20 protein-coding genes are annotated in these 19,345 nt (G+C 47.9%); 19 read left to right on the forward strand and 1 reads right to left on the reverse strand.

Annotated elements, in window-relative coordinates; translation table 11 throughout:
* Positions 1-29 precede the first annotated feature (29 nt).
* Together rpoC and AC5RDV_RS08070 are read left to right on the forward strand one after the other, a co-directional pair.
* A complete protein-coding gene (rpoC, locus tag AC5RDV_RS08065; RefSeq protein ID WP_282746984.1) occupies positions 30-4,307 on the forward strand; it encodes a DNA-directed RNA polymerase subunit beta' in 4,278 nt (1,425 codons plus the stop codon).
* Between the two features lie 219 nt (positions 4,308-4,526).
* Positions 4,527-7,157 carry a hypothetical protein gene (locus AC5RDV_RS08070; RefSeq protein WP_282746985.1) on the forward strand — a complete coding sequence of 877 codons (2,631 nt, stop codon included), beginning with the start codon at positions 4,527-4,529 and terminating at the stop codon, positions 7,155-7,157.
* A gap of 153 nt (positions 7,158-7,310) precedes the next feature.
* Here AC5RDV_RS08070 and AC5RDV_RS08075 read toward each other — a convergent pair whose 3' ends face one another.
* A complete protein-coding gene (locus AC5RDV_RS08075; protein ID WP_282746986.1) occupies positions 7,311-7,472 on the reverse strand; it encodes a hypothetical protein in 162 nt (53 codons plus the stop codon).
* A gap of 424 nt (positions 7,473-7,896) precedes the next feature.
* On the opposite strand from AC5RDV_RS08075, the gene AC5RDV_RS08080 reads away from it, so the two are divergent.
* The 17 genes from AC5RDV_RS08080 (at position 7,897) to rplN (ending at position 19,335) form a co-directional block, all read left to right on the forward strand.
* The gene (locus tag AC5RDV_RS08080; RefSeq protein WP_282746987.1) at positions 7,897-9,861 is read left to right on the forward strand and encodes a hypothetical protein; all 1,965 of its coding nucleotides are present in this window, start codon (positions 7,897-7,899) and stop codon (positions 9,859-9,861) included.
* Positions 9,862-10,105: 244 nt separating this feature from the next.
* A complete protein-coding gene (locus tag AC5RDV_RS08085) occupies positions 10,106-10,429 on the forward strand; it encodes a DUF3467 domain-containing protein (protein WP_008623152.1) in 324 nt (107 codons plus the stop codon).
* 231 nt (positions 10,430-10,660) lie between these two features.
* Entirely contained in the window at positions 10,661-11,044 is a 384-nt protein-coding gene (rpsL, locus tag AC5RDV_RS08090; RefSeq protein ID WP_008628177.1) for a 30S ribosomal protein S12, read from the forward strand.
* 124 nt (positions 11,045-11,168) lie between these two features.
* On the forward strand, positions 11,169-11,645 hold the full coding sequence (gene rpsG / locus AC5RDV_RS08095; RefSeq protein WP_008628176.1) for a 30S ribosomal protein S7: 477 nt from the start codon (positions 11,169-11,171) through the stop codon (positions 11,643-11,645).
* A 21-nt stretch (positions 11,646-11,666) separates the two neighbouring features.
* The gene (gene fusA, locus AC5RDV_RS08100) at positions 11,667-13,784 is read left to right on the forward strand and encodes an elongation factor G (RefSeq protein WP_282746990.1); all 2,118 of its coding nucleotides are present in this window, start codon (positions 11,667-11,669) and stop codon (positions 13,782-13,784) included.
* Between the two features lie 94 nt (positions 13,785-13,878).
* Positions 13,879-14,184, forward strand: a complete 306-nt coding sequence (gene rpsJ / locus AC5RDV_RS08105) for a 30S ribosomal protein S10 (RefSeq protein ID WP_008623145.1) — start codon at positions 13,879-13,881, stop codon at positions 14,182-14,184.
* Positions 14,185-14,205: 21 nt separating this feature from the next.
* Positions 14,206-14,823: a 50S ribosomal protein L3 gene (rplC, locus tag AC5RDV_RS08110; protein WP_008623143.1), complete on the forward strand. Its 618-nt coding sequence runs from the start codon at positions 14,206-14,208 to the stop codon at positions 14,821-14,823.
* A complete protein-coding gene (gene rplD / locus AC5RDV_RS08115; protein WP_008628171.1) occupies positions 14,823-15,452 on the forward strand; it encodes a 50S ribosomal protein L4 in 630 nt (209 codons plus the stop codon). Before rplC ends, rplD begins: the two co-directional genes overlap by 1 nt.
* A 16-nt stretch (positions 15,453-15,468) precedes the next feature.
* Positions 15,469-15,759, forward strand: coding sequence for a 50S ribosomal protein L23 (gene rplW, locus AC5RDV_RS08120; protein ID WP_008623135.1), 291 nt, complete (start codon positions 15,469-15,471; stop codon positions 15,757-15,759).
* Between the two features lie 7 nt (positions 15,760-15,766).
* Positions 15,767-16,594, forward strand: a complete 828-nt coding sequence (gene rplB, locus AC5RDV_RS08125; protein ID WP_008628169.1) for a 50S ribosomal protein L2 — start codon at positions 15,767-15,769, stop codon at positions 16,592-16,594.
* 20 nt (positions 16,595-16,614) lie between these two features.
* Positions 16,615-16,884 (forward strand): 30S ribosomal protein S19, encoded by a 270-nt coding sequence (gene rpsS / locus AC5RDV_RS08130; RefSeq protein WP_008623131.1) that lies wholly within the window; start codon positions 16,615-16,617, stop codon positions 16,882-16,884.
* A gap of 38 nt (positions 16,885-16,922) precedes the next feature.
* Positions 16,923-17,321, forward strand: coding sequence for a 50S ribosomal protein L22 (rplV, locus tag AC5RDV_RS08135; protein ID WP_008623129.1), 399 nt, complete (start codon positions 16,923-16,925; stop codon positions 17,319-17,321).
* A gap of 11 nt (positions 17,322-17,332) precedes the next feature.
* Positions 17,333-18,055 carry a 30S ribosomal protein S3 gene (gene rpsC, locus AC5RDV_RS08140; protein ID WP_008623126.1) on the forward strand — a complete coding sequence of 241 codons (723 nt, stop codon included), beginning with the start codon at positions 17,333-17,335 and terminating at the stop codon, positions 18,053-18,055.
* 18 nt (positions 18,056-18,073) lie between these two features.
* The gene (gene rplP / locus AC5RDV_RS08145) at positions 18,074-18,499 is read left to right on the forward strand and encodes a 50S ribosomal protein L16 (protein ID WP_008623125.1); all 426 of its coding nucleotides are present in this window, start codon (positions 18,074-18,076) and stop codon (positions 18,497-18,499) included.
* A 2-nt stretch (positions 18,500-18,501) separates the two neighbouring features.
* The gene (rpmC, locus tag AC5RDV_RS08150) at positions 18,502-18,696 is read left to right on the forward strand and encodes a 50S ribosomal protein L29 (protein ID WP_008623124.1); all 195 of its coding nucleotides are present in this window, start codon (positions 18,502-18,504) and stop codon (positions 18,694-18,696) included.
* Between the two features lie 13 nt (positions 18,697-18,709).
* Positions 18,710-18,967: a 30S ribosomal protein S17 gene (rpsQ, locus tag AC5RDV_RS08155; protein ID WP_008628166.1), complete on the forward strand. Its 258-nt coding sequence runs from the start codon at positions 18,710-18,712 to the stop codon at positions 18,965-18,967.
* Between the two features lie 2 nt (positions 18,968-18,969).
* Positions 18,970-19,335 (forward strand): 50S ribosomal protein L14, encoded by a 366-nt coding sequence (gene rplN, locus AC5RDV_RS08160; RefSeq protein ID WP_008628164.1) that lies wholly within the window; start codon positions 18,970-18,972, stop codon positions 19,333-19,335.
* Positions 19,336-19,345: the final 10 nt, after the last annotated feature.

The following is a 19,345-nucleotide window of genomic DNA, read 5'->3' on the forward strand; positions in this document are numbered from 1 at the left end:
CAGTTGAACTCTTTTATTAATAACAGAATATGGCTTTTAGAAAAGAATCTAAAATAAAGAGTAACTTTACGAAGATTACCATCGGATTGGCTTCGCCCGAAGAAATCCTGGAAAATTCGTATGGTGAGGTTTTGAAACCCGAAACCATTAACTATCGTACCTATAAACCCGAACGTGACGGTTTGTTCTGCGAGCGTATTTTCGGTCCGACGAAGGATTATGAATGCCATTGCGGAAAGTACAAACGGATTCGTTATAAAGGTATTGTTTGCGACCGTTGTGGCGTGGAAGTAACAGAAAAGAAGGTACGTCGCGAACGTTCAGGACACATTGCGTTGGTGGTACCTGTAGCTCATATATGGTATTTTCGTTCGTTACCTAACAAAATCGGTTATTTGTTGGGAATACCGACAAAGAAGTTGGATGCAGTCATTTACTACGAACGTTATATTGTCATCCAACCGGGTGTGTTGGGCGAAGAAGGAATCGCAGCAAACGATTTGCTGACCGAAGATGAATATTTGGATTATTTGGAGAAACTCCCCAAAGAGAACCAGTATTTGGATGATTCGGATCCTAATAAGTTCATAGCCAAGATGGGAGCAGAGGCTATTTATGACCTTTTAATCCGTTTGGATTTGGATAAATTGTCATACGAATTGCGTGACAGTGCCAATGCCGATACGGCCCAGCAGCGTAAGACCGAAGCTCTGAAGCGATTGCAGGTGGTTGAGTCATTCCGTGCCAGCCGGGGACGCAATAAGCCCGAATGGATGATTATGAAAATCCTTCCGGTGATTCCGCCCGAACTGCGTCCGTTGGTTCCGTTGGATGGCGGCCGTTTTGCCACTTCCGACTTGAACGACTTGTATCGCCGTGTCATTATCCGTAACAACCGTCTGAAGCGACTGATTGAAATCAAAGCTCCCGAGGTGATTTTGCGTAATGAGAAACGTATGTTGCAAGAGGCCGTGGACAGCTTGTTCGACAACTCCCGCAAGTCCAGTGCGGTAAAGACGGATGCCAACCGTCCTTTGAAGTCCCTTTCCGATTCGTTGAAAGGTAAGCAAGGCCGTTTCCGTCAGAACCTGTTGGGTAAGCGTGTGGACTATTCAGCCCGTTCGGTTATCGTTGTAGGGCCGGAGTTGAAGATGGGAGAATGCGGTCTGCCTAAATTGATGGCCGCAGAACTTTATAAGCCGTTCATCATCCGTAAGCTCATAGAACGCGGTATCGTGAAGACCGTGAAGTCTGCCAAGAAGATTGTAGACCGCAAGGAGCCTGTGATTTGGGATATTTTGGAATACGTGATGAAAGGACACCCGGTGTTATTGAACCGTGCTCCGACATTGCACCGCTTGGGTATCCAGGCTTTCCAACCCAAGATGATAGAAGGTAAGGCTATCCAGTTGCATCCGTTGGCTTGTACGGCGTTCAATGCCGATTTCGACGGTGACCAGATGGCCGTGCATTTGCCTTTGAGCAACGAAGCGATTCTGGAAGCGCAGATTCTGATGTTGCAGTCTCACAATATTCTGAATCCGGCAAACGGTGCGCCGATTACGGTGCCTTCTCAGGATATGGTGTTGGGCCTCTACTATATTACCAAGCTCCGTCCCGGTTCTAAGGGCGAAGGTTTGACATTCTATGGTCCCGAAGAGGCTATCATTGCTTACAATGAGAAGCGTGTGGACATTCATGCGCCTATTAAAGTTGTGGTAAAAGACCTGAATGCGAATGGCGAGTTGGAAAAGAAGATGGTGGAAACGTCTGTAGGTCGTGTGATTGTCAACGAGATTATACCGGAAGAAGTCGGATATTTCAATGACATCATTTCCAAAAAGACCTTGCGCGGCATCATTACCGACGTGATCAAGACGGTAGGTGTGGCTCGTGCCTGCGAATTCCTGGACGGTATCAAGAATCTGGGTTATCGCATGGCATACGTGGGCGGTTTGTCTTTCAACTTGGGGGATATTATCATTCCGGAAGAAAAAGAGGAACTGGTTCGTCGCGGAAACGAAGAAGTGGAACGTATTGCCAATGATTATGGTATGGGTTTCATTACGGACAACGAACGTTATAACCAGGTCATCGATACTTGGACACACGTCAATAACGACCTTTCCAAGGTCTTGATGAAGACCATGAAAGAAGCCGATCAGGGTTTCAATGCCGTATATATGATGTTGGATTCCGGAGCCCGTGGTTCTGCCGGACAGATCAGCCAGCTTTCCGGTATGCGTGGTTTGATGGCCAAGCCCCAGAAAGCCGGAGCCGAAGGCGCCCAGATTATCGAAAACCCGATTCTTTCCAACTTCAAGGAAGGCATGAGTGTGTTAGAGTACTTCATTTCTACCCACGGTGCCCGTAAGGGTCTGGCCGATACGGCCTTGAAGACAGCCGATGCCGGTTACTTGACGCGTCGTCTTGTGGACGTATCCCACGATGTGATTATCACGGAAGAGGATTGCGGTACGTTGCGCGGTCTGGTATGTACGGCTTTGAAGAACGGCGATGAAGTCATTTCTTCACTTTACGAACGTATCCTCGGACGTGTGTCCGTGCATGATATTATCAATCCTACGACGGGTAAGTTGATTGTTTCCGCCGGGGAGGAAATCACGGAAGACAAGGCACAGGAAATCGAAGACTCTCCGATTGAGAGCGTGGAAATCCGTTCCGTATTGACTTGCGAGAGCCGTAAGGGAGTCTGCATGAAGTGCTATGGCCGCAACTTGGCTACGAGCAGGATGGTACAGAAAGGCGAGGCGGTCGGTGTGATTGCCGCCCAGTCCATCGGTGAGCCGGGTACACAGTTGACGTTGCGTACGTTCCATGCCGGTGGTGTGGCTTCGAATGCGGCAGCCAATGCGTCTATCGTCGCGAAGTACGATTCGAAGGTAGAGTTTGAAGAGTTGCGTACGGTAGACATTACCGATGAGACCGGAAATGCAGCCAAGATGGTGGTAGGACGTTTGGCCGAGGTCCGCTTCGTCGACGTGAATACCGATATTGTCCTCTTCACGCAAAATGTGCCTTACGGTTCTACTTTGTATGTGAACGAAGGAGATAAAGTAGAGAAAGGCAAGCTGATAGCCAAGTGGGATCCGTTTAACGCGGTTATCGTGACGGAAACTCCGGGTAAGATTCAGTTTGAAGACGTGATAGAAGGTGTGACTTATCGTGTGGAAGCCGACGAGACGACGGGTCTGCGCGAGATGATCATCATAGAGTCAAAAGACAGGACGAAGGTTCCTTCGGCTCATATCTTAGACGAGAACGGAGAGCTGATTCGTACGTATAACTTCCCCATCGGCGGACACTTGGCTATTGAGGACAATCAGATTGTCAAAGCCGGAGACGTATTGGTGAAGATTCCGCGTGCCGTAGGTAAAGCCGGCGACATTACGGGAGGTCTTCCGCGTGTGACGGAGTTGTTCGAAGCGCGTAATCCGTCCAATCCCGCAGTGGTTTCGGAAATCGACGGTGAAATCACGATGGGTAAACTGAAACGCGGTAACCGTGAGATTATCGTCACTTCCAAGTTGGGTGAAGTGAAGAAGTATCTCGTGCCGTTGTCCAAACAGATTCTGGTACAAGAGAACGACTATGTACGTGCTGGTACTCCGTTGTCTGACGGTGCCACTACGCCTGCCGACATTTTGGCCATTAAAGGTCCAACGGCGGTGCAGGAGTATATCGTGAACGAGATACAGGACGTGTACCGTCTGCAGGGTGTGAAGATTAACGATAAGCACTTTGAGGTGATTGTCCGCCAGATGATGCGCAAAGTGCAGATTGACGAACCGGGCGACACGCGGTTCTTGGAACAGCAGATTGTGGACAAACTCGATTTCGCAGAAGAGAACGACCGCATTTGGGGCAAGAAAGTCGTGGTGGATGCCGGTGACTCGGAAACGATGCAGAAAGGTATGATTGTGACGGCCCGTAAGTTGCGTGACGAGAATTCTACGTTGAAACGTAAGGATTTGAAGTTAGTGCAGGTACGTGACGCCATGCCGGCCACTTCAATCCAGATTCTGCAAGGTATTACCCGTGCGGCACTGCAGACTTCGAGCTTCATGTCGGCAGCTTCCTTCCAGGAAACGACGAAGGTGCTGAATGACGCGGCCATCAATGGAAAGACCGATAAACTCGAAGGTATGAAGGAGAACGTGATTTGCGGTCATCTGATACCGGCGGGTACGGGGCTTCGTGAGTTCGGTAAGATTGTCGTAGGTTGTCAGGAGGAATACGATCGCCTGATGGCCAATCGTAAGTCCATACTTGATTTTGACAAGTAGATAAATCTTGTAAAGGAGTGTTGACAAGACCGCTTCCGGATATATTCCGGGGCGGTTTTTTTTGTAGTGTAACGAATCGTTTGTTTGGTGTTACATTTTATATATTCCTATTGTTTGGTCGGTTTATTTTATCCACCTTTATAGTGAAATAAATATGTATAATTCTTGTGAGGCTTTTTTATGATAGGACTTATTAGAAAATGGGATAACTTGAAATCCTTGATTACATTATCTTTCCTTTTCGGGTGGTGTTGCCAAACCTTGGCCCAAACGGTATGCGCTCCGTCTGCATTGGACAGCCTTTTAGGATGCATGACCCGTGTGGTGTCCGCGACACGTCGTATGGTCCAGGAGAAGGTCTACCTCCATTTCGACAATACAGGTTACTTCATGGGCGAGAAGATGTGGTTCACGGCCTATGTGGTCCGTGCAGACGGGCACCGTCCCGGCGTCCGTAGCCGCGTGCTCTACGTGGAGCTGCTGAACCCGAGTGGCGACGTGGTGCAGCGGCGGAAGCTGAAGATAGACGGGCGTGGCCATGCGCACGGTGACCTATCGTTGGATTCCCTTTACGGCGCGGGCTTCTATGAGGTCCGCGCCTTCACCCGTTACATGTCGAACTGGGGGGGCGCGGCGTGTTTCTCCCGCGTGTTCCCGGTGTTCCGCACCCCTCCCACCCCGGGAGCTTATGAACCGGTGATGGACGAGCGCAGTTACCGCCGCCGCTTGCCGGATTTCCGTGAGGCGGACACGTTGCAGCGTTCGCGCCTGAACGTGTCCTTTTATCCGGAGGGCGGCCGGTTGGTGTCGGGCTTGCGCAGCCGCGTGGCCTTTCAGGTATCCGACGGCAGTGGGCGTCATGTGCATGCCGCGGGTGAGCTGCTGGACGGCTCGGGGCGTGTGGTGTGCCGTGGCTCCTCGGACAGCACGGGTCGTGGCGTGTTCACAGTCCCGTCATCCTGCGACGGTCTTCGTTTCCGCCTGCGTGACGCCCGTGGCCGTATTAAGGAATTTCCCTTGCCGGAGTCATCCTCAGAGGGTTGCGTGTTGGAGCTCCCCCCTTGTTTTGACGACTCTTTGCGCTTCAGCGTCCGTGGCACGGCGTCGTACCGCGACCGCCTGTTGGGCTACATGCTGATGAACTACGGCCGTGTATGGACTTGCGACACGTTCCGCGTGGGCTCGGGTTACCATAAGTCGTACCTTCGGGACAGCCTCCCCGAGGGCGTGAACCAGCTGACGGTGTTCGACGGCAGCGGCCGCATCCTGTGCGAACGCTTGTTTTTCCTTTTTCCTAAACCTTTCCCTTCCGACACGATCGGCATCATGTCAGAGACGTCCCGCCTCACGCCCTGCGGCAAGGTCCGCCTCCGCCTGCGTTCCGTCCCCGGCTCTGTCTTCTCCTTTTCTGCGATGGACGGCGGCACGGTGTTCAACGGGCGCGGCCCTTCGGTGAAGTCATGGCTGCTGCTGTCTTCCGAAGTGAAGGGTTACATCGACAATGTGGGTTATTATTTCGAGTCGGACGATTCGGTGCACCGCCGTGCGTCCGACCTGTTGATGTTGGTCCAGGGCTGGCGGCGTTACGACTGGGAGGAGCTGTCCGGGTATCGCCCGCGCAGTCCGGAGGAGTGGTATCCGGTAGAAGACATGTTGTATATCACGGGACATTTGCGTTCGGTTAAGAAGTCCTTGCCGGTGGATGGCATTCCGATTAAAGTCTACGTGTATTCCGGTGGAAGTTACACGGACGGTGAGATGTTGACAGACAGCGCGGGCCGTTATGCCTTTTCGCTTCCGGACGTATGGGGGGAGTGGAACCTTCAGCTCAAGGCTGGTGTGAAGAAGCTCAAGAGCCGTTACCTCTTGACGGTTGACCGTCGTTTCGGTCCTCCGGCCCGCCGCTTGTCCCCTTACGAGTGCCGTGCCCTTCCGGTCCTTCCGTCGGACTTGCCCTTGCTGCCGGACACGATGGAGTTCGACACGTTGCCCCTTCTTTCCCTCTCGGAACGGCTTCACAAGCTTCCCGAGGTGGCTGTGAAGGCCAAGCGCCGTTTCACGGACGGTGCCCGTGCGGCCTGGGCTACGGAGAAGCGCGGGCAGTATTGGGCCGACGTGTATTATGACTGCGATGAGGAAACGGAACGGTATTTGGATGAAGGGAAAGAAATCCCGTTGTTTTGTGATTGGTTCATGGAGCGGAGTGAGTTTGTGGATTTAAGCCATACTCCGTTCTATACAGGGGTGTCCGGTGAAATGGATTCAAATCCGCTTGAAGAAGCCGCAGTGGAGGCAGGGGATGTGGAGAAAAGTCCTACCTTTGGGAAGGAACATGTGGAATGGGGACGTTACAAGGGGCGTCCAATCGTGTGGATCTTGGATAACGAATATGCAAAAGGAGGAGGGAAGATGGCTATAGAGGTTCCTTTAAGAGAACGAACGAAAGAGACCATAGCTTTACCTTTGTTCCCTCTTTTCTTGGATGAAGCGAAGTCCGTGTATATTACGGAGAATCCCAATGCGTCGGTAGCTTACCATTATCCCCCTTATGCAGAGGATGTGGTTACCGTATTCGTCTACACGCATTTCTCTCCTCGTCGGAGGATGGAGAAAGGCGTTCGCCGCACATTCTTCCAAGGTTACAATGTGCCTTCCACGTTCGAGATGCCGGATTATTCCCTGATGCCCCCGGCGGAGGACTTCCGCCGCACGCTGTATTGGAACCCGGACGTGCGGATGGACGGGAATGGCGAGGCTATTATCGAGTTTTACAACAATTCGTCTTGCCGTGAAATCCGGATATCCGCTGAGGGTGTCACACCGGACGGGCAGTGCATTTTCAATGAATGAGGGGAGGAACCATCAAGGGAGGGAAACGGCAGAATGTCAAAAAGTAAGTTTCTCCCCTTTGAGAATCGTTCATTTGGGGACGAGTGGGGGCGTGGAGGAAAATAGACGATTCTCATCGGTTTTGCGGTTTCCTGTTTGTAAGGGAATGAGGGCTTAGGCTACCTTTTTGCCGGAAGCTCGGTCGGGTGGGGCGCATGGCGTGCCGTTCCGGTAAAGCGCGATGGCGTTTCCGGGAGCTTTTTGATAGTTGCCAAATGTATGCCGAAACGTCCGTTCTGGCTTTTGGCGGGCCGTTTTCAGTCCATCTTTTCCCATTTTGGGGATGTTTTTGGGCTTTTTCCCGCACTGCTTTTCCTCATTCTGCGCCGAACGATTTTTCGCTTTCAGCCGAATGATTTTTCGTTTGGCTGTGATTGATTTGCATATATGCGCGAAATATCCATTTGTTTGGTGTTTTTTTGGATATTTATTCATAAAAATCTTTTTGGATGGTTGCTGATGGACTTTTTACGTTTGTCATATAGTTTCTTTCTTACTTACTTAAGATATGATGGAATTGACTTTTTGCTTTCGTTTTGTTATAAGAGGAAACTTTAGGGGTGCTTTTGTTTTATGGGATGTGGTAAAAAGTACCTGATGTTTCATATCAAGAAATATATGTAACATACGCGAAAGTGTGATTGGAGGGATAATTGTAATTTTGGGGCATCGTATGTTTTTTGTTAAGACCCAAAGGAATATGAGTAGTCTAAAGATGTGGATGGCAGTGTGGGCCGGGATATGCGTGGCAGTGTTCCTGGCTTGCCATCCGGGAAAATCCCGGCTTGAAGAAGCATTGGAAGCAGCGGGCGAGAACCGTTCAGAGTTGGAACAAGTGTTGGATCACTACCGTGGTGACAGCCTGAAATCCCTTGCCGCGCAATTCTTGATAGAGAATATGCCCTGCCATTATGCTTATGCGGGAAAGGAGTTGGAGAAATACCACCGATATTTCGAGCGGTTCCCGCCGTGCGCTTGGCGCGGCCCCGCGTTTGTACGTGATTCTTTGCTTGAAGTTGATGGTGCATTTTGTCCCGACTCATTATACAAGGTTTACGACATACATGTCATTAAATCCGATTACCTTATCCGTAACATCGACCAGGCTTTCGAGGTATGGCGCGAACAACCATGGGGGCGGCACGTGGACTTTGCCGACTTCTTGGAATTCATCCTGCCCTACCGGGTGGGGACGGAGACGCTTTCCGACTGGCGGCAGGAGGTCTATGACCGCTACAACCCGATGTTGGACAGCATCCGTGCCTCGGCAGACAGCACGGATGTGTTGGCCGTGGCGCAGGCCTTGATGGATTCCTTGTCTGTGGGGACGGTTTATTTTACGGGCTTGTTCCCCTCGGGCATCACGGTGGGGCCAGACCTCGTGGAGTGGCGTTCGGGCAACTGCCGTGAACTGACGGACTTGGTGACGTATGTGTTCCGTGCTTTAGGCATCCCCGGCGGATGCGACAAGATGCTGATGCGCGGTGACAAGAATGTGGCGCATTATTGGAATTTCGTGGTGGACGGTGAAGATTCCACTTATTTTGCCTCCATCGGCCAAAGCTCGAAGCAGTTTGCGAAAGCCGAGACGTATTGGGACCCGAAAGGGAAAGTTTACCGGGAGACGTTCAGCCTGAACAGGGCGATGCGCGATGCCTGCGGGTGTGACACGACGGATGTCCCGCCGGTGTTCCGCGAACCGTTGATGCAAGACGTGACGGCAGCCTATGCCGGGAAAATCAACCGCTTCCTGCGCATTCCGGCAGACAGCCTCGCCCTTGTCCCGCACGCGGGCGAGACGGTCTACCTTTGCCTTGCCACGCGTGGGACGTGGGTGCCCGTGGGGTATGGGCGTTTCGAGGGCGATACGGTGCGCATCGACAATGTGCAGGGCGATGTGGTGTTCCGCCTGGTGGTTTGCCGCAAAGGGCATTTGGTGTCGCTCGGCGTGCCGTTCCTTTTGGAGAAGTATACCGGGGCGGTGCGCTTCTTCCGTGCCGGGGAGGAACGGCAAAAAGCCGTGTTGCTGCAAAAGTTCAAGGAGGATTTCCAGGCCCACATGGTGGGCGGTGTGTTCGAGGCATCGGACCATCTGGATTTCCGCTGTCCTGATACCTTGTTTGCCATTAAGGGGCGTCCGCCTCGTTTAAGGAATGTGGTATGTTTGCCGGATAAAGGGGAGGCCCGCCGTTACGTCCGCTACTACGGGCCTCCTACGCGCCATTGTAATGTATCCGAGTTGGCCTTCTACGTTTCTGCTGCAGACACGGCGGCCTTGTGCGGGCGTATTGTCAGCCCTCCGGGCGTGGCGGAAGGCCGTATCGTGAACCAGTTCGGCAACGTGTTCGACGGTGACCCTTACACTTCGATGGATTACCGTGAACCGTCCGGCGGATGGGTGGGAATGGATTTCGGCCGCCCCATGCATATTGGCAAGTTGGTCTATATGCCGCGCAACCGTGACAACTTTATCCGCACAGGCGACCGTTATGAGCTGTTCTATGCCACGGCGGCCGGTTGGGAGTCGTTGGGCGAACAGACGGCGGAGTCTGATTCTTTGGTTTACAAAGTGCCTCGGGGCGCGTTGCTTTACCTTCGCGACCATACGCGCGGCAGCGACGACCGTATCTTTGAGATGGTGGACGGGCGGCAGAAATTGTGGTAAAGTGAGAAAGAATAGCAAAAAAATGCGTATTTTACGTGAATGTTACATTTGATGTAATATATGTAAAATAGGATGAGTTTCTTCGGGCTTTTTCGTAACGTTGCATTTGCTGTTGGGCTCTGCACTCTCTGTTCTTGTGGTTGCGTGAAGGATATTTTTAGAAAGCATGTTGCCGTTACGGGAGAAAATCACTATATTTGTACCTATATATAAATAGGTATATGAAATATAAATTCTAACGATTATGAGTAATGAAGAAAAACCGCAGCAGGAAGGTATGCTGCAAATAGAGATCAGTCCGGAAGTAGCTCAGGGAACATACGCAAACTTGGCCATGATTGCACACTCCACATCCGAGGTGATTATAGACTTCGTGTGCATGATGCCGGGATTGCCAAAGGCGAATGTGAAATCCCGTATCGTCATGGCTCCGGAGCATGCCAAGCGTCTGCTTTATGCCTTGCAGGACAATATTAATAAGTACGAACATAACTTCGGAGAAATAGATATGCATCAGGGCGGACCTCGTACGGTGGCTCCGTTCAAAATCAATAAGGGGGAGGCTTAGTCCTCCTTCTTTTTTTGCCTTGAATCCGTAAAAAACACTTTTTCGGTGAAAAATAAGTTAAAATACTATGCCGCAGGAGGCTTTGTACGTGGGTAAACCTTTAAATTAGAGGAAAACACATTGTGTATTGGAATAAAATTCGTAACTTTGCGGCCTGAAAGCCCTTAATGTGGACTTTTACGAATTTGCATCATATAAATAACAATATATATAATTTAAAAAACAAGAACAATGCCTACTATTCAACAATTGGTAAGAAAAGGTAGAACAGTGTTGGTAGAAAAGAGCAAATCACCGGCGTTGGACAACTGTCCTCAGCGTCGTGGCGTTTGCGTCCGTGTGTACACTACCACACCGAAGAAACCTAATTCAGCGATGCGTAAGGTCGCTCGTGTGCGTTTGACTAACATGAAGGAAGTGAACTCTTACATTCCGGGTGAAGGTCATAACTTGCAGGAACACTCTATCGTATTGGTACGTGGCGGTCGTGTGAAAGACCTTCCGGGTGTTCGTTACCACATCGTACGTGGTACTTTGGATACGGCCGGTGTGGCCAACCGCACGCAGCGTCGTTCCAAGTATGGTGCAAAGCGTCCTAAAGCAGGTAAGAAGTAATCATTTGATTGTAACGAATCTATTATTTATTAGTTTTGGTTTGTTGAGCTAAAGGTTGAGTAAATGCTCCGGAGGGAGGGTTGAAGATTATCGAAGTACAGCCAAACTGAAAAAACTTTTTGAAATGAGAAAAGCAAAACCAAAAAAACGTGTGATCCTTCCGGATCCTGTCTTTAACGATGTTAAAGTTTCTAAGTTTGTAAACCATTTGATGTATGACGGCAAGAAAAATCTTTCGTATGAGATTTTTTATGCAGCACTTGAAACAGTAAAGGCTAAAATGGCCAATGAGGAAAAAAGTGCATTGGAAATTTGGAAGGCCGCTTTGGATAAGGTGACTCCGCAAGTGGAAGTGAAGTCTCGTCGTGTGGGTGGTGCTACATTCCAAGTGCCGACGGAAGTCCGTCCTGAACGTAAGGAGTCTATCTCAATGAAGAACTTGATTCTTTTTGCCCGTAAGCGTGGTGGAAAAACCATGGCGGACAAATTGGCCGCAGAAATCATGGATGCTTACAATGAACAGGGTGGTGCTTTCAAGCGCAAGGAAGATATGCACCGTATGGCCGAGGCTAATCGTGCATTCGCACACTTTAGATTCTAATTTTTATTAAAGTAGCTAACAATGGCAAAGCAAGATTTACATTTGACCCGTAATATCGGTATCATGGCCCATATTGATGCCGGTAAGACAACGACTTCGGAGCGTATCCTTTTCTACACCGGTCTTACGCATAAGATTGGTGAGGTTCACGACGGTGCCGCTACGATGGACTGGATGGCTCAGGAGCAGGAACGTGGTATCACTATTACTTCAGCAGCTACTACAACTCGTTGGAATTGGAATGGCCAAACATATAAAATTAACTTGATTGATACTCCGGGACACGTGGATTTTACTGCAGAGGTAGAACGTTCGTTGCGTGTGTTGGATGGTGCCGTGGCTGCGTACTGTGCCGTAGGTGGTGTTGAACCGCAGTCTGAAACGGTATGGCGTCAGGCTGATAAGTATAATGTGCCGCGTATGGGGTATGTCAACAAGATGGACCGTTCTGGTGCTGACTTCTTTGAGGTTGTACGTCAGATGAAGGATGTCTTGGGTGCAAACCCTTGTCCGGTTGTAATTCCTATCGGTGCAGAGGAAAACTTCAAAGGGGTAGTCGATTTGATTAAGATGAAGGCTATCTTGTGGCATGACGAGACAATGGGAGCGGATTATTCTGTTGAGGAAATTCCTGCGGACTTGCAGGCTGAAGCAGAAGAATGGAGAGATAAGATGTTGGAGAAGGTGGCTGAGTTCGACGATGATTTGATGAGCAAATACTTCGACGATCCTTCCACTATTACTGAGGAGGAAATCCTCCGGGCTTTGCGTGCTGCAACTGTGGCAATGGAAGTGACTCCTATGCTTTGCGGTTCTTCGTTCAAGAATAAGGGCGTACAGACGTTGTTGGATTATGTTTGTGCTTTCTTGCCTTCTCCGTTGGATACACCGAACGTTGTAGGAACAAATCCGGATACTGGTGCTGAAGAGGATCGTAAGCCGTCGGAAGACGAAAAGACTTCGGCCTTGGCATTTAAGATTGCTACCGATCCGTATGTGGGTCGTTTGACATTTATCCGTGTTTATTCGGGTAAGGTTGAGGCAGGTTCGTATATTTATAACTCTCGTTCCGGTAAGAAAGAGCGTGTTTCACGTTTGTTCCAGATGCATTCAAATCATCAGAATCCAGTTGATGTGATTGGTGCCGGAGATATCGGTGCGGGTGTCGGTTTCAAGGATATCCGTACGGGTGATACTTTGTGTGATGAGGATGCTCCTATCGTATTGGAGTCTATGGATTTCCCAGATCCGGTTATCGGTATTGCGGTAGAGCCGAAAACGCAGAAAGACTTGGACAAGTTGTCTAATGGTTTGGCAAAGTTGGCCGAAGAGGATCCTACATTCACAGTGAAGACAGATGAACAGACGGGGCAGACGGTAATTTCCGGTATGGGTGAGTTGCACTTGGATATTATTATCGACCGTTTGAAACGTGAGTTTAAGGTGGAATGTAACCAAGGTAAACCTCAGGTGAATTACAAGGAAGCAATTACCAAGACAGTCAACTTGCGTGAGGTTTACAAGAAGCAGTCTGGTGGTCGCGGTAAGTTTGCAGATATTATTGTAAATGTAGGTCCGGTAGACGAAGACTTCAAAGAGGGTGGCTTGCAGTTCGAAAATAAGGTGACTGGCGGTAATATTCCCAAAGAATTCATTCCTTCTGTGCAGAAAGGTTTCGAGAGTGCAATGAAGAACGGTATTTTGGGTGGGTTCCCGATGGACAGCTTGAAGGTAGAGTTGCTTGACGGCTCGTTCCATCCGGTAGACTCAGACCAGTTGTCATTCGAAATCTGTGCATTACAGGCTTACAGGAACGCTTGTGCTCAAGCTAAGCCCGTATTGATGGAGCCTATCATGAAATTGGAAGTTGTGACTCCGGAAGAAAATATGGGTGATGTGATTGGTGACTTGAACAAGCGTCGCGGGCAGGTTGAAGGTATGGATCCCAGCCGTAGCGGTGCTCGTATAGTGAAGGCAATGGTGCCATTGGCAGAAATGTTCGGTTACGTGACGGCTTTGCGTACGATCACTTCTGGTAGAGCTACGTCTTCCATGACGTATGACCATCATGCTCCTGTGTCAAGTTCTATCGCCAAGGTTGTACTTGAGGAAATCAAAGGACGTACCGATTTGGTATAAAAAACAATAAACTGGATAGAAGGTGCCGGTTAGCGAATGACTCTTAATCGGTATACCTTCTTTCCTTTTCATTAATCATTAAATTAATAAAACAATGAGTCAGAAAATCAGAATTAAACTGAAATCTTACGACCACAACTTGGTAGACAAGTCGGCTGAGAAGATTGTGAAGACAGTGAAAGTGACAGGTGCGATTGTGAGCGGTCCGATACCTCTCCCTACGCACAAACGTATTTTTACGGTGAACCGTTCAACTTTCGTAAACAAGAAATCTCGTGAGCAGTTCGAGTTGTCTTCTTACAAGAGATTGATTGATATCTACAGTTCTACTGCTAAGACTGTGGATGCATTGATGAAGCTTGAATTGCCAAGCGGTGTAGAAGTAGAAATTAAAGTTTAGTACTATTAAAAATTAACTGAAATGCCAGGATTATTAGGAAAGAAAATCGGAATGACATCCGTATTCAGTGCCGATGGTAAGAATGTTCCATGCACTGTTATCGAAGCTGGTCCTTGTGTAGTAACTCAGATTAAGAGTGTAGAAAAAGACGGTTATGCTGCTGTTCAACTCGGCTTCCAGGAAGCTAAGGAGAAGAATACGACGGCTCCTCTTATGGGACACTTCAAGAAAGCAGGTACTACTCCCAAGAGACACTTGGCCGAGTTCACAGGTTTCGAACAAGAGTTGAATTTAGGTGACACCGTTACGGTAGACATGTTTGAAGGGACCGTTTATGTAGATGTAATCGGAACTTCAAAAGGTAAAGGCTTCCAAGGTGTAGTTAAACGTCACGGTTTCGGTGGTGTAGGTCAGACTACTCATGGTCAGCACAACCGTGCCCGTAAGCCCGGTTCTATCGGAGCTTGTTCTTATCCCGCTAAAGTATTCAAAGGCTTGCGTATGGGCGGTCAGATGGGAAACGAGCGTGTAACTGCACAAAATTTGCAAGTGTTAAAAGTAATTCCGGAACACAATCTGCTTCTTATTAAAGGTTCAGTGCCCGGTTACAAAGGTTCAATCGTAATAATTGAAAAATAATGGAAGTTAGTGTATTAAATATCAAGGGTGAAGATACCGGAAGAAAAGTTCTTCTGAATGATTCTATCTTCAATATCGAGCCTAATGACCATGTGATTTACCTTGACGTAAAGCAATATTTGGCTAACCAACGTCAGGGTACGGCTAAGTCAAAGGAAAGAAGTGAAGTGAGCGGTTCTACCCGTAAGTTGGGTCGCCAAAAAGGTGGTGGTGGTGCCCGTCGCGGTGATATCAACTCTCCCGTATTGGTAGGTGGTGGTCGTGTATTCGGTCCTAAGCCTCGTGATTACGGTTTCAAATTGAATAAGAAGGTTAAGGTTTTGGCTCGTAAGTCGGCTCTGTCTTACAAGGCGAAAGAGAATGCAATTGTGGTGGTTGAGGACTTTACTATGGAAGTTCCGAAGACTAAGCAATTTATAGAAATTATAAATAATCTTAAAGTTGGTGGCAAGAAAGCCTTGTTCGTTTTACCGGGTGCAAATAAAAACGTATATTTGTCAGCTCGTAACATCGAACGTGTTAATGTTATGACTGCGGCTGCGCTGAATACTTATAAGGTATTGAACGCGGACGTTATGGTTGTGACTGAAAACTCGCTTAAAGTTGTCGATGAAATCTTAACCAAATAAGGAATAGAGAACCATTATGGGATATATTATTAAACCGTTGGTCACTGAGAAGATGACCGCAATTACAGAGAAGCAGAATAAATTCGGCTTCATTGTTCGTCCTGAGGCTAATAAATTGGAAATTAGGAAAGAAGTCGAAGCTTTGTACAATGTTACTGTAGTAGCGGTGAATACTTGCAGATATGCAGGTAAATCCAAGAGCCGTTACACCAAGTCTGGTCTTATTCAGGGTCGTACAAATGCTTACAAAAAGGCTATTGTGACTTTGAAGGAAGGCGAAACTATTGATTTTTACAGCAATATTTAAATAAAAGATGGCAGTACGTAAATTTAAGCCCACAACACCGGGGCAGAGACACAAGATTATTGGTACTTTTGAAGAGATTACTGCATCGGTACCAGAAAAGTCTCTTGTATATGGCAAACGTTCAACAGGTGGTCGTAACAATGTCGGTAAGATGACAATGCGCTATTTGGGCGGCGGTCACAAGAGAAAGTTCCGTTTGATTGATTTCAAGAGAGAGAAAGACGGTGTTCCAGCTGTAGTGAAGACGATTGAATACGATCCGAACCGTTCGGCTCGTATTGCTTTGTTGTTTTACGCAGATGGTGAAAAACGTTATATTATTGCTCCTAACGGCTTGCAGGTGGGCAGCACGTTGATGTCTGGAAAGGATGCAGCGCCTGAGATTGGTAATGCACTTCCTTTGGAGTACATCCCTGTCGGTACCGTAATTCACAATATTGAATTGCGTCCCGGTCAAGGTGCTTTGCTCGTTCGCTCTGCCGGTAATTTTGCACAGTTGACCTCTCGTGAGGGACGTTATTGTGTAATCAAGTTGCCTTCAGGCGAGACTCGTCAGATTCTTAGTGCTTGTAAGGCTACTGTCGGTAGCGTAGGTAACTCAGATCATGCGTTGGAAAGTTCTGGTAAAGCCGGGCGTTCTCGTTGGTTGGGTCGTCGTCCTCATAACCGTGGTGTGGTTATGAACCCGCATGACCATCCGATGGGTGGTGGTGAAGGCCGTCAGTCCGGAGGACACCCACGTTCACGCAAGGGATTGTATGCTAAGGGCTTGAAGACAAGAGCTCCGAAAAAGCAGTCCAACAAGTATATTATCGAAAGATGTAATAAGAAGTAACAAGTAAATCTGAGTAAATTATGAGTCGTTCATTAAAAAAAGGTCCATACATCGAAGTAAAGCTCGAAAAGAAAGTTCTCGCAATGAATGAGAGCGGTAAGAAGAGCGTGGTAAAGACTTGGGCCAGAGCTTCAATGATATCTCCTGATTTTGTAGGTCATACAATTGCAGTTCACAACGGAAATAAGTTTATTCCTGTTTACGTTACTGAGAATATGGTTGGACACAAGTTGGGTGAGTTTGCCCCTACGCGTAAGTTCGGTGGCCATGCTGGTAACAAGAAGAAGTAAGCAGGTTGATTATTTGAAATAATAAAGTAATTATATAAATGGGAGCAAGAAAGAAAATTGCGGCTGAAAAAAGAAAAGAAGCCCTTAAAACCCAGTATTTTGCTAAGTTGCAGAATGTGCCTTCCTCTCCGCGCAAGATGAGATATGTGGTGGATATGATTCGCGGCATGGAGGTGAACAGAGCACTTGGTACTTTGAAGTTCTCTTCAAAAGCTGCTTCTGCCGATGTAGAGAAGTTATTGCGCTCTGCTATTGCAAACTGGGAACAAAAGAACGAACGTAAGGCCGAAGACGGTGAATTGTTCGTGACAAAGATTTATGTTGACGGTGGCGCTACGTTAAAGAGAATGAGACCGGCTCCACAAGGTAGAGGTTATAGAATTCGCAAACGTTCAAATCACGTGACTTTGTTCGTAGGCACTAAAACTAATGATTAATTAAAAGTAGTATGGGACAGAAAGTAAATCCGATAAGCAACCGATTAGGTATTATTAGAGGTTGGGATTCTAACTGGTACGGTGGCAAGGACTTTGGTGATTCTTTGTTGGAGGACAGCAAGATTCGTAAGTACTTGAACGCTCGTTTGGCTCAGGCTAGCGTATCTAGAATCGTTATTGAACGTACTCTGAAACTCGTGACGATTACAGTTTGCACTGCACGTCCGGGATTGATCATTGGTAAAGGTGGACAGGAAGTTGATAAGTTGAAGGAAGAATTGAAGAAGATTACAGATAAGGATATCCAAATCAATATCTTCGAGATAAAGAAGCCGGAGCTTGACGCCGTGATTGTGGCTAATAACATCGCCCGTCAGGTAGAAGGTAAGATTGCTTATCGTCGTGCTATCAAAATGGCTATTGCCAATACGATGAGAAGTGGCGCTGAAGGTATCAAAATCTTGATATCAGGCCGTTTGAATGGTGCTGAAATGGCGCGTTCTGAGATGTATAAGGAGGGACGTACTCCGTTGCACACTTTCCGTGCGGATATAGATTATTGCCAGGCTGAAGCCTTGACGAAAGTCGGTTTGTTGGGCATTAAGGTATGGATTTGCCGCGGTGAGGTATATGGCAAACGTGATTTGGCTCCGAATTTTGCTCAGACGAAAGAGAATAGCCGTGGTGGCAACGGTGGCAAGAACTTCCGTAAGAAGAAGAACATTAATCGTTAAATTTGAATTTTAGGAATTATGTTACAACCGAAAAGAACAAAATATAGAAGACCGCAGAAGGGCCGTTGCAAAGGTAATGCTCAGCGCGGTAACCAATTGGCTTTCGGAACGTTCGGTATTAAGTCTCTCGAAACGCATTGGATTACCGGTCGTCAGATAGAGGCTGCCCGTATTGCTGTGACCCGTTACATGCAGCGTGAAGGTCAGATTTGGATTCGTATATTCCCAGATAAGCCTGTAACGAAGAAGCCGGCTGATGTACGTATGGGTAAAGGTAAGGGAGATCCTGTGGGATATGTATTCCCTATTACTCCGGGACGTATTATTTTTGAGGTGGAAGGCGTCTCTTATGAGATTGCAAAGGAGGCTTTGCGTCTTGCTGCGCAGAAACTTCCGGTTACAACTAAGTTTATTGTTAGACGTGATTACGATAAAAACGCTTGATTATGAAGATTGCAGAAATTAGAGAATTAGCGACCAATGAATTGGCCGAGCGTATTCAGACGGAAGAGGCGAATTATACTCAGATGCTGTTAAACCATTCTGTCTCTCCGTTGGAGAATCCTGCACAGATTAAGGCTGCACGTCGTAATATTGCCCGTATGAAGACCGTATTGCGTCAGAGAGAACTTAACAAATAATAATGGTCCACACATGGAAGCTAGAAATTTAAGAAAGACAAGAACAGGTGTTGTAATCAGCGACAAAATGGATAAGACCATTGTTGTGGCTGCTAAGTTTAAAGAGAAACACCCGATTTATGGTAAGTTCGTTTCCAAGACGAAAAAATACCATGCTCATGACGAGAAAAATGATTGTCACGTAGGTGATACAGTGTTGATTATGGAGACTCGTCCTTTGAGCAAGACGAAGACTTGGAGAGTTGTAGAAATCGTAGAAAGAGCTAAGTAATTATGATACAAGCAGAATCTAGATTAGTTGTTGCAGATAATAGCGGTGCTCGTGAAGCTCTTTGTATCCGCGTTTTAGGCGGAACGAGAAGACGTTATGCTTCTGTAGGTGATGTGATTGTTGTCTCTGTCAAGAGCGTCATCCCGTCAAGTGATATTAAAAAAGGTGCAGTATCAAAGGCTTTGATTGTACGTACTAAAAAGGAAATCCGTCGTGTTGACGGTTCATACATCCGTTTTGATGATAACGCTTGCGTTCTTTTGAATAACGCCGGTGAATTGAGAGGAAGTCGTATTTTCGGCCCGGTTGCCCGTGAGTTGCGTGCTGCAAACATGAAAGTCGTTTCTTTGGCACCTGAAGTACTTTAATTTTAAGAAA

Source organism: Paraprevotella sp. (genome assembly GCF_986071375.1).

Bases quoted from the DNA above. Each gene is read 5' to 3' on its own strand.
- rpoC (WP_282746984.1), top strand. From the start codon at position 30: ATGGCTTTTAGAAAAGAATCTAAAATAAAGAGTAACTTTACGAAGATT.
- AC5RDV_RS08075 (WP_282746986.1), bottom strand. From the start codon at position 7,472: ATGGGAAAAGATGGACTGAAAACGGCCCGCCAAAAGCCAGAACGGACG.
- AC5RDV_RS08080 (WP_282746987.1), top strand. From the start codon at position 7,897: ATGAGTAGTCTAAAGATGTGGATGGCAGTGTGGGCCGGGATATGCGTG.
- AC5RDV_RS08085 (WP_008623152.1), top strand. From the start codon at position 10,106: ATGAGTAATGAAGAAAAACCGCAGCAGGAAGGTATGCTGCAAATAGAG.
- rpsL (WP_008628177.1), top strand. From the start codon at position 10,661: ATGCCTACTATTCAACAATTGGTAAGAAAAGGTAGAACAGTGTTGGTA.
- rpsG (WP_008628176.1), top strand. From the start codon at position 11,169: ATGAGAAAAGCAAAACCAAAAAAACGTGTGATCCTTCCGGATCCTGTC.
- fusA (WP_282746990.1), top strand. From the start codon at position 11,667: ATGGCAAAGCAAGATTTACATTTGACCCGTAATATCGGTATCATGGCC.
- rpsJ (WP_008623145.1), top strand. From the start codon at position 13,879: ATGAGTCAGAAAATCAGAATTAAACTGAAATCTTACGACCACAACTTG.
- rplC (WP_008623143.1), top strand. From the start codon at position 14,206: ATGCCAGGATTATTAGGAAAGAAAATCGGAATGACATCCGTATTCAGT.
- rplD (WP_008628171.1), top strand. From the start codon at position 14,823: ATGGAAGTTAGTGTATTAAATATCAAGGGTGAAGATACCGGAAGAAAA.
- rplW (WP_008623135.1), top strand. From the start codon at position 15,469: ATGGGATATATTATTAAACCGTTGGTCACTGAGAAGATGACCGCAATT.
- rplB (WP_008628169.1), top strand. From the start codon at position 15,767: ATGGCAGTACGTAAATTTAAGCCCACAACACCGGGGCAGAGACACAAG.
- rpsS (WP_008623131.1), top strand. From the start codon at position 16,615: ATGAGTCGTTCATTAAAAAAAGGTCCATACATCGAAGTAAAGCTCGAA.
- rplV (WP_008623129.1), top strand. From the start codon at position 16,923: ATGGGAGCAAGAAAGAAAATTGCGGCTGAAAAAAGAAAAGAAGCCCTT.
- rpsC (WP_008623126.1), top strand. From the start codon at position 17,333: ATGGGACAGAAAGTAAATCCGATAAGCAACCGATTAGGTATTATTAGA.
- rplP (WP_008623125.1), top strand. From the start codon at position 18,074: ATGTTACAACCGAAAAGAACAAAATATAGAAGACCGCAGAAGGGCCGT.
- rpmC (WP_008623124.1), top strand. From the start codon at position 18,502: ATGAAGATTGCAGAAATTAGAGAATTAGCGACCAATGAATTGGCCGAG.
- rpsQ (WP_008628166.1), top strand. From the start codon at position 18,710: ATGGAAGCTAGAAATTTAAGAAAGACAAGAACAGGTGTTGTAATCAGC.
- rplN (WP_008628164.1), top strand. From the start codon at position 18,970: ATGATACAAGCAGAATCTAGATTAGTTGTTGCAGATAATAGCGGTGCT.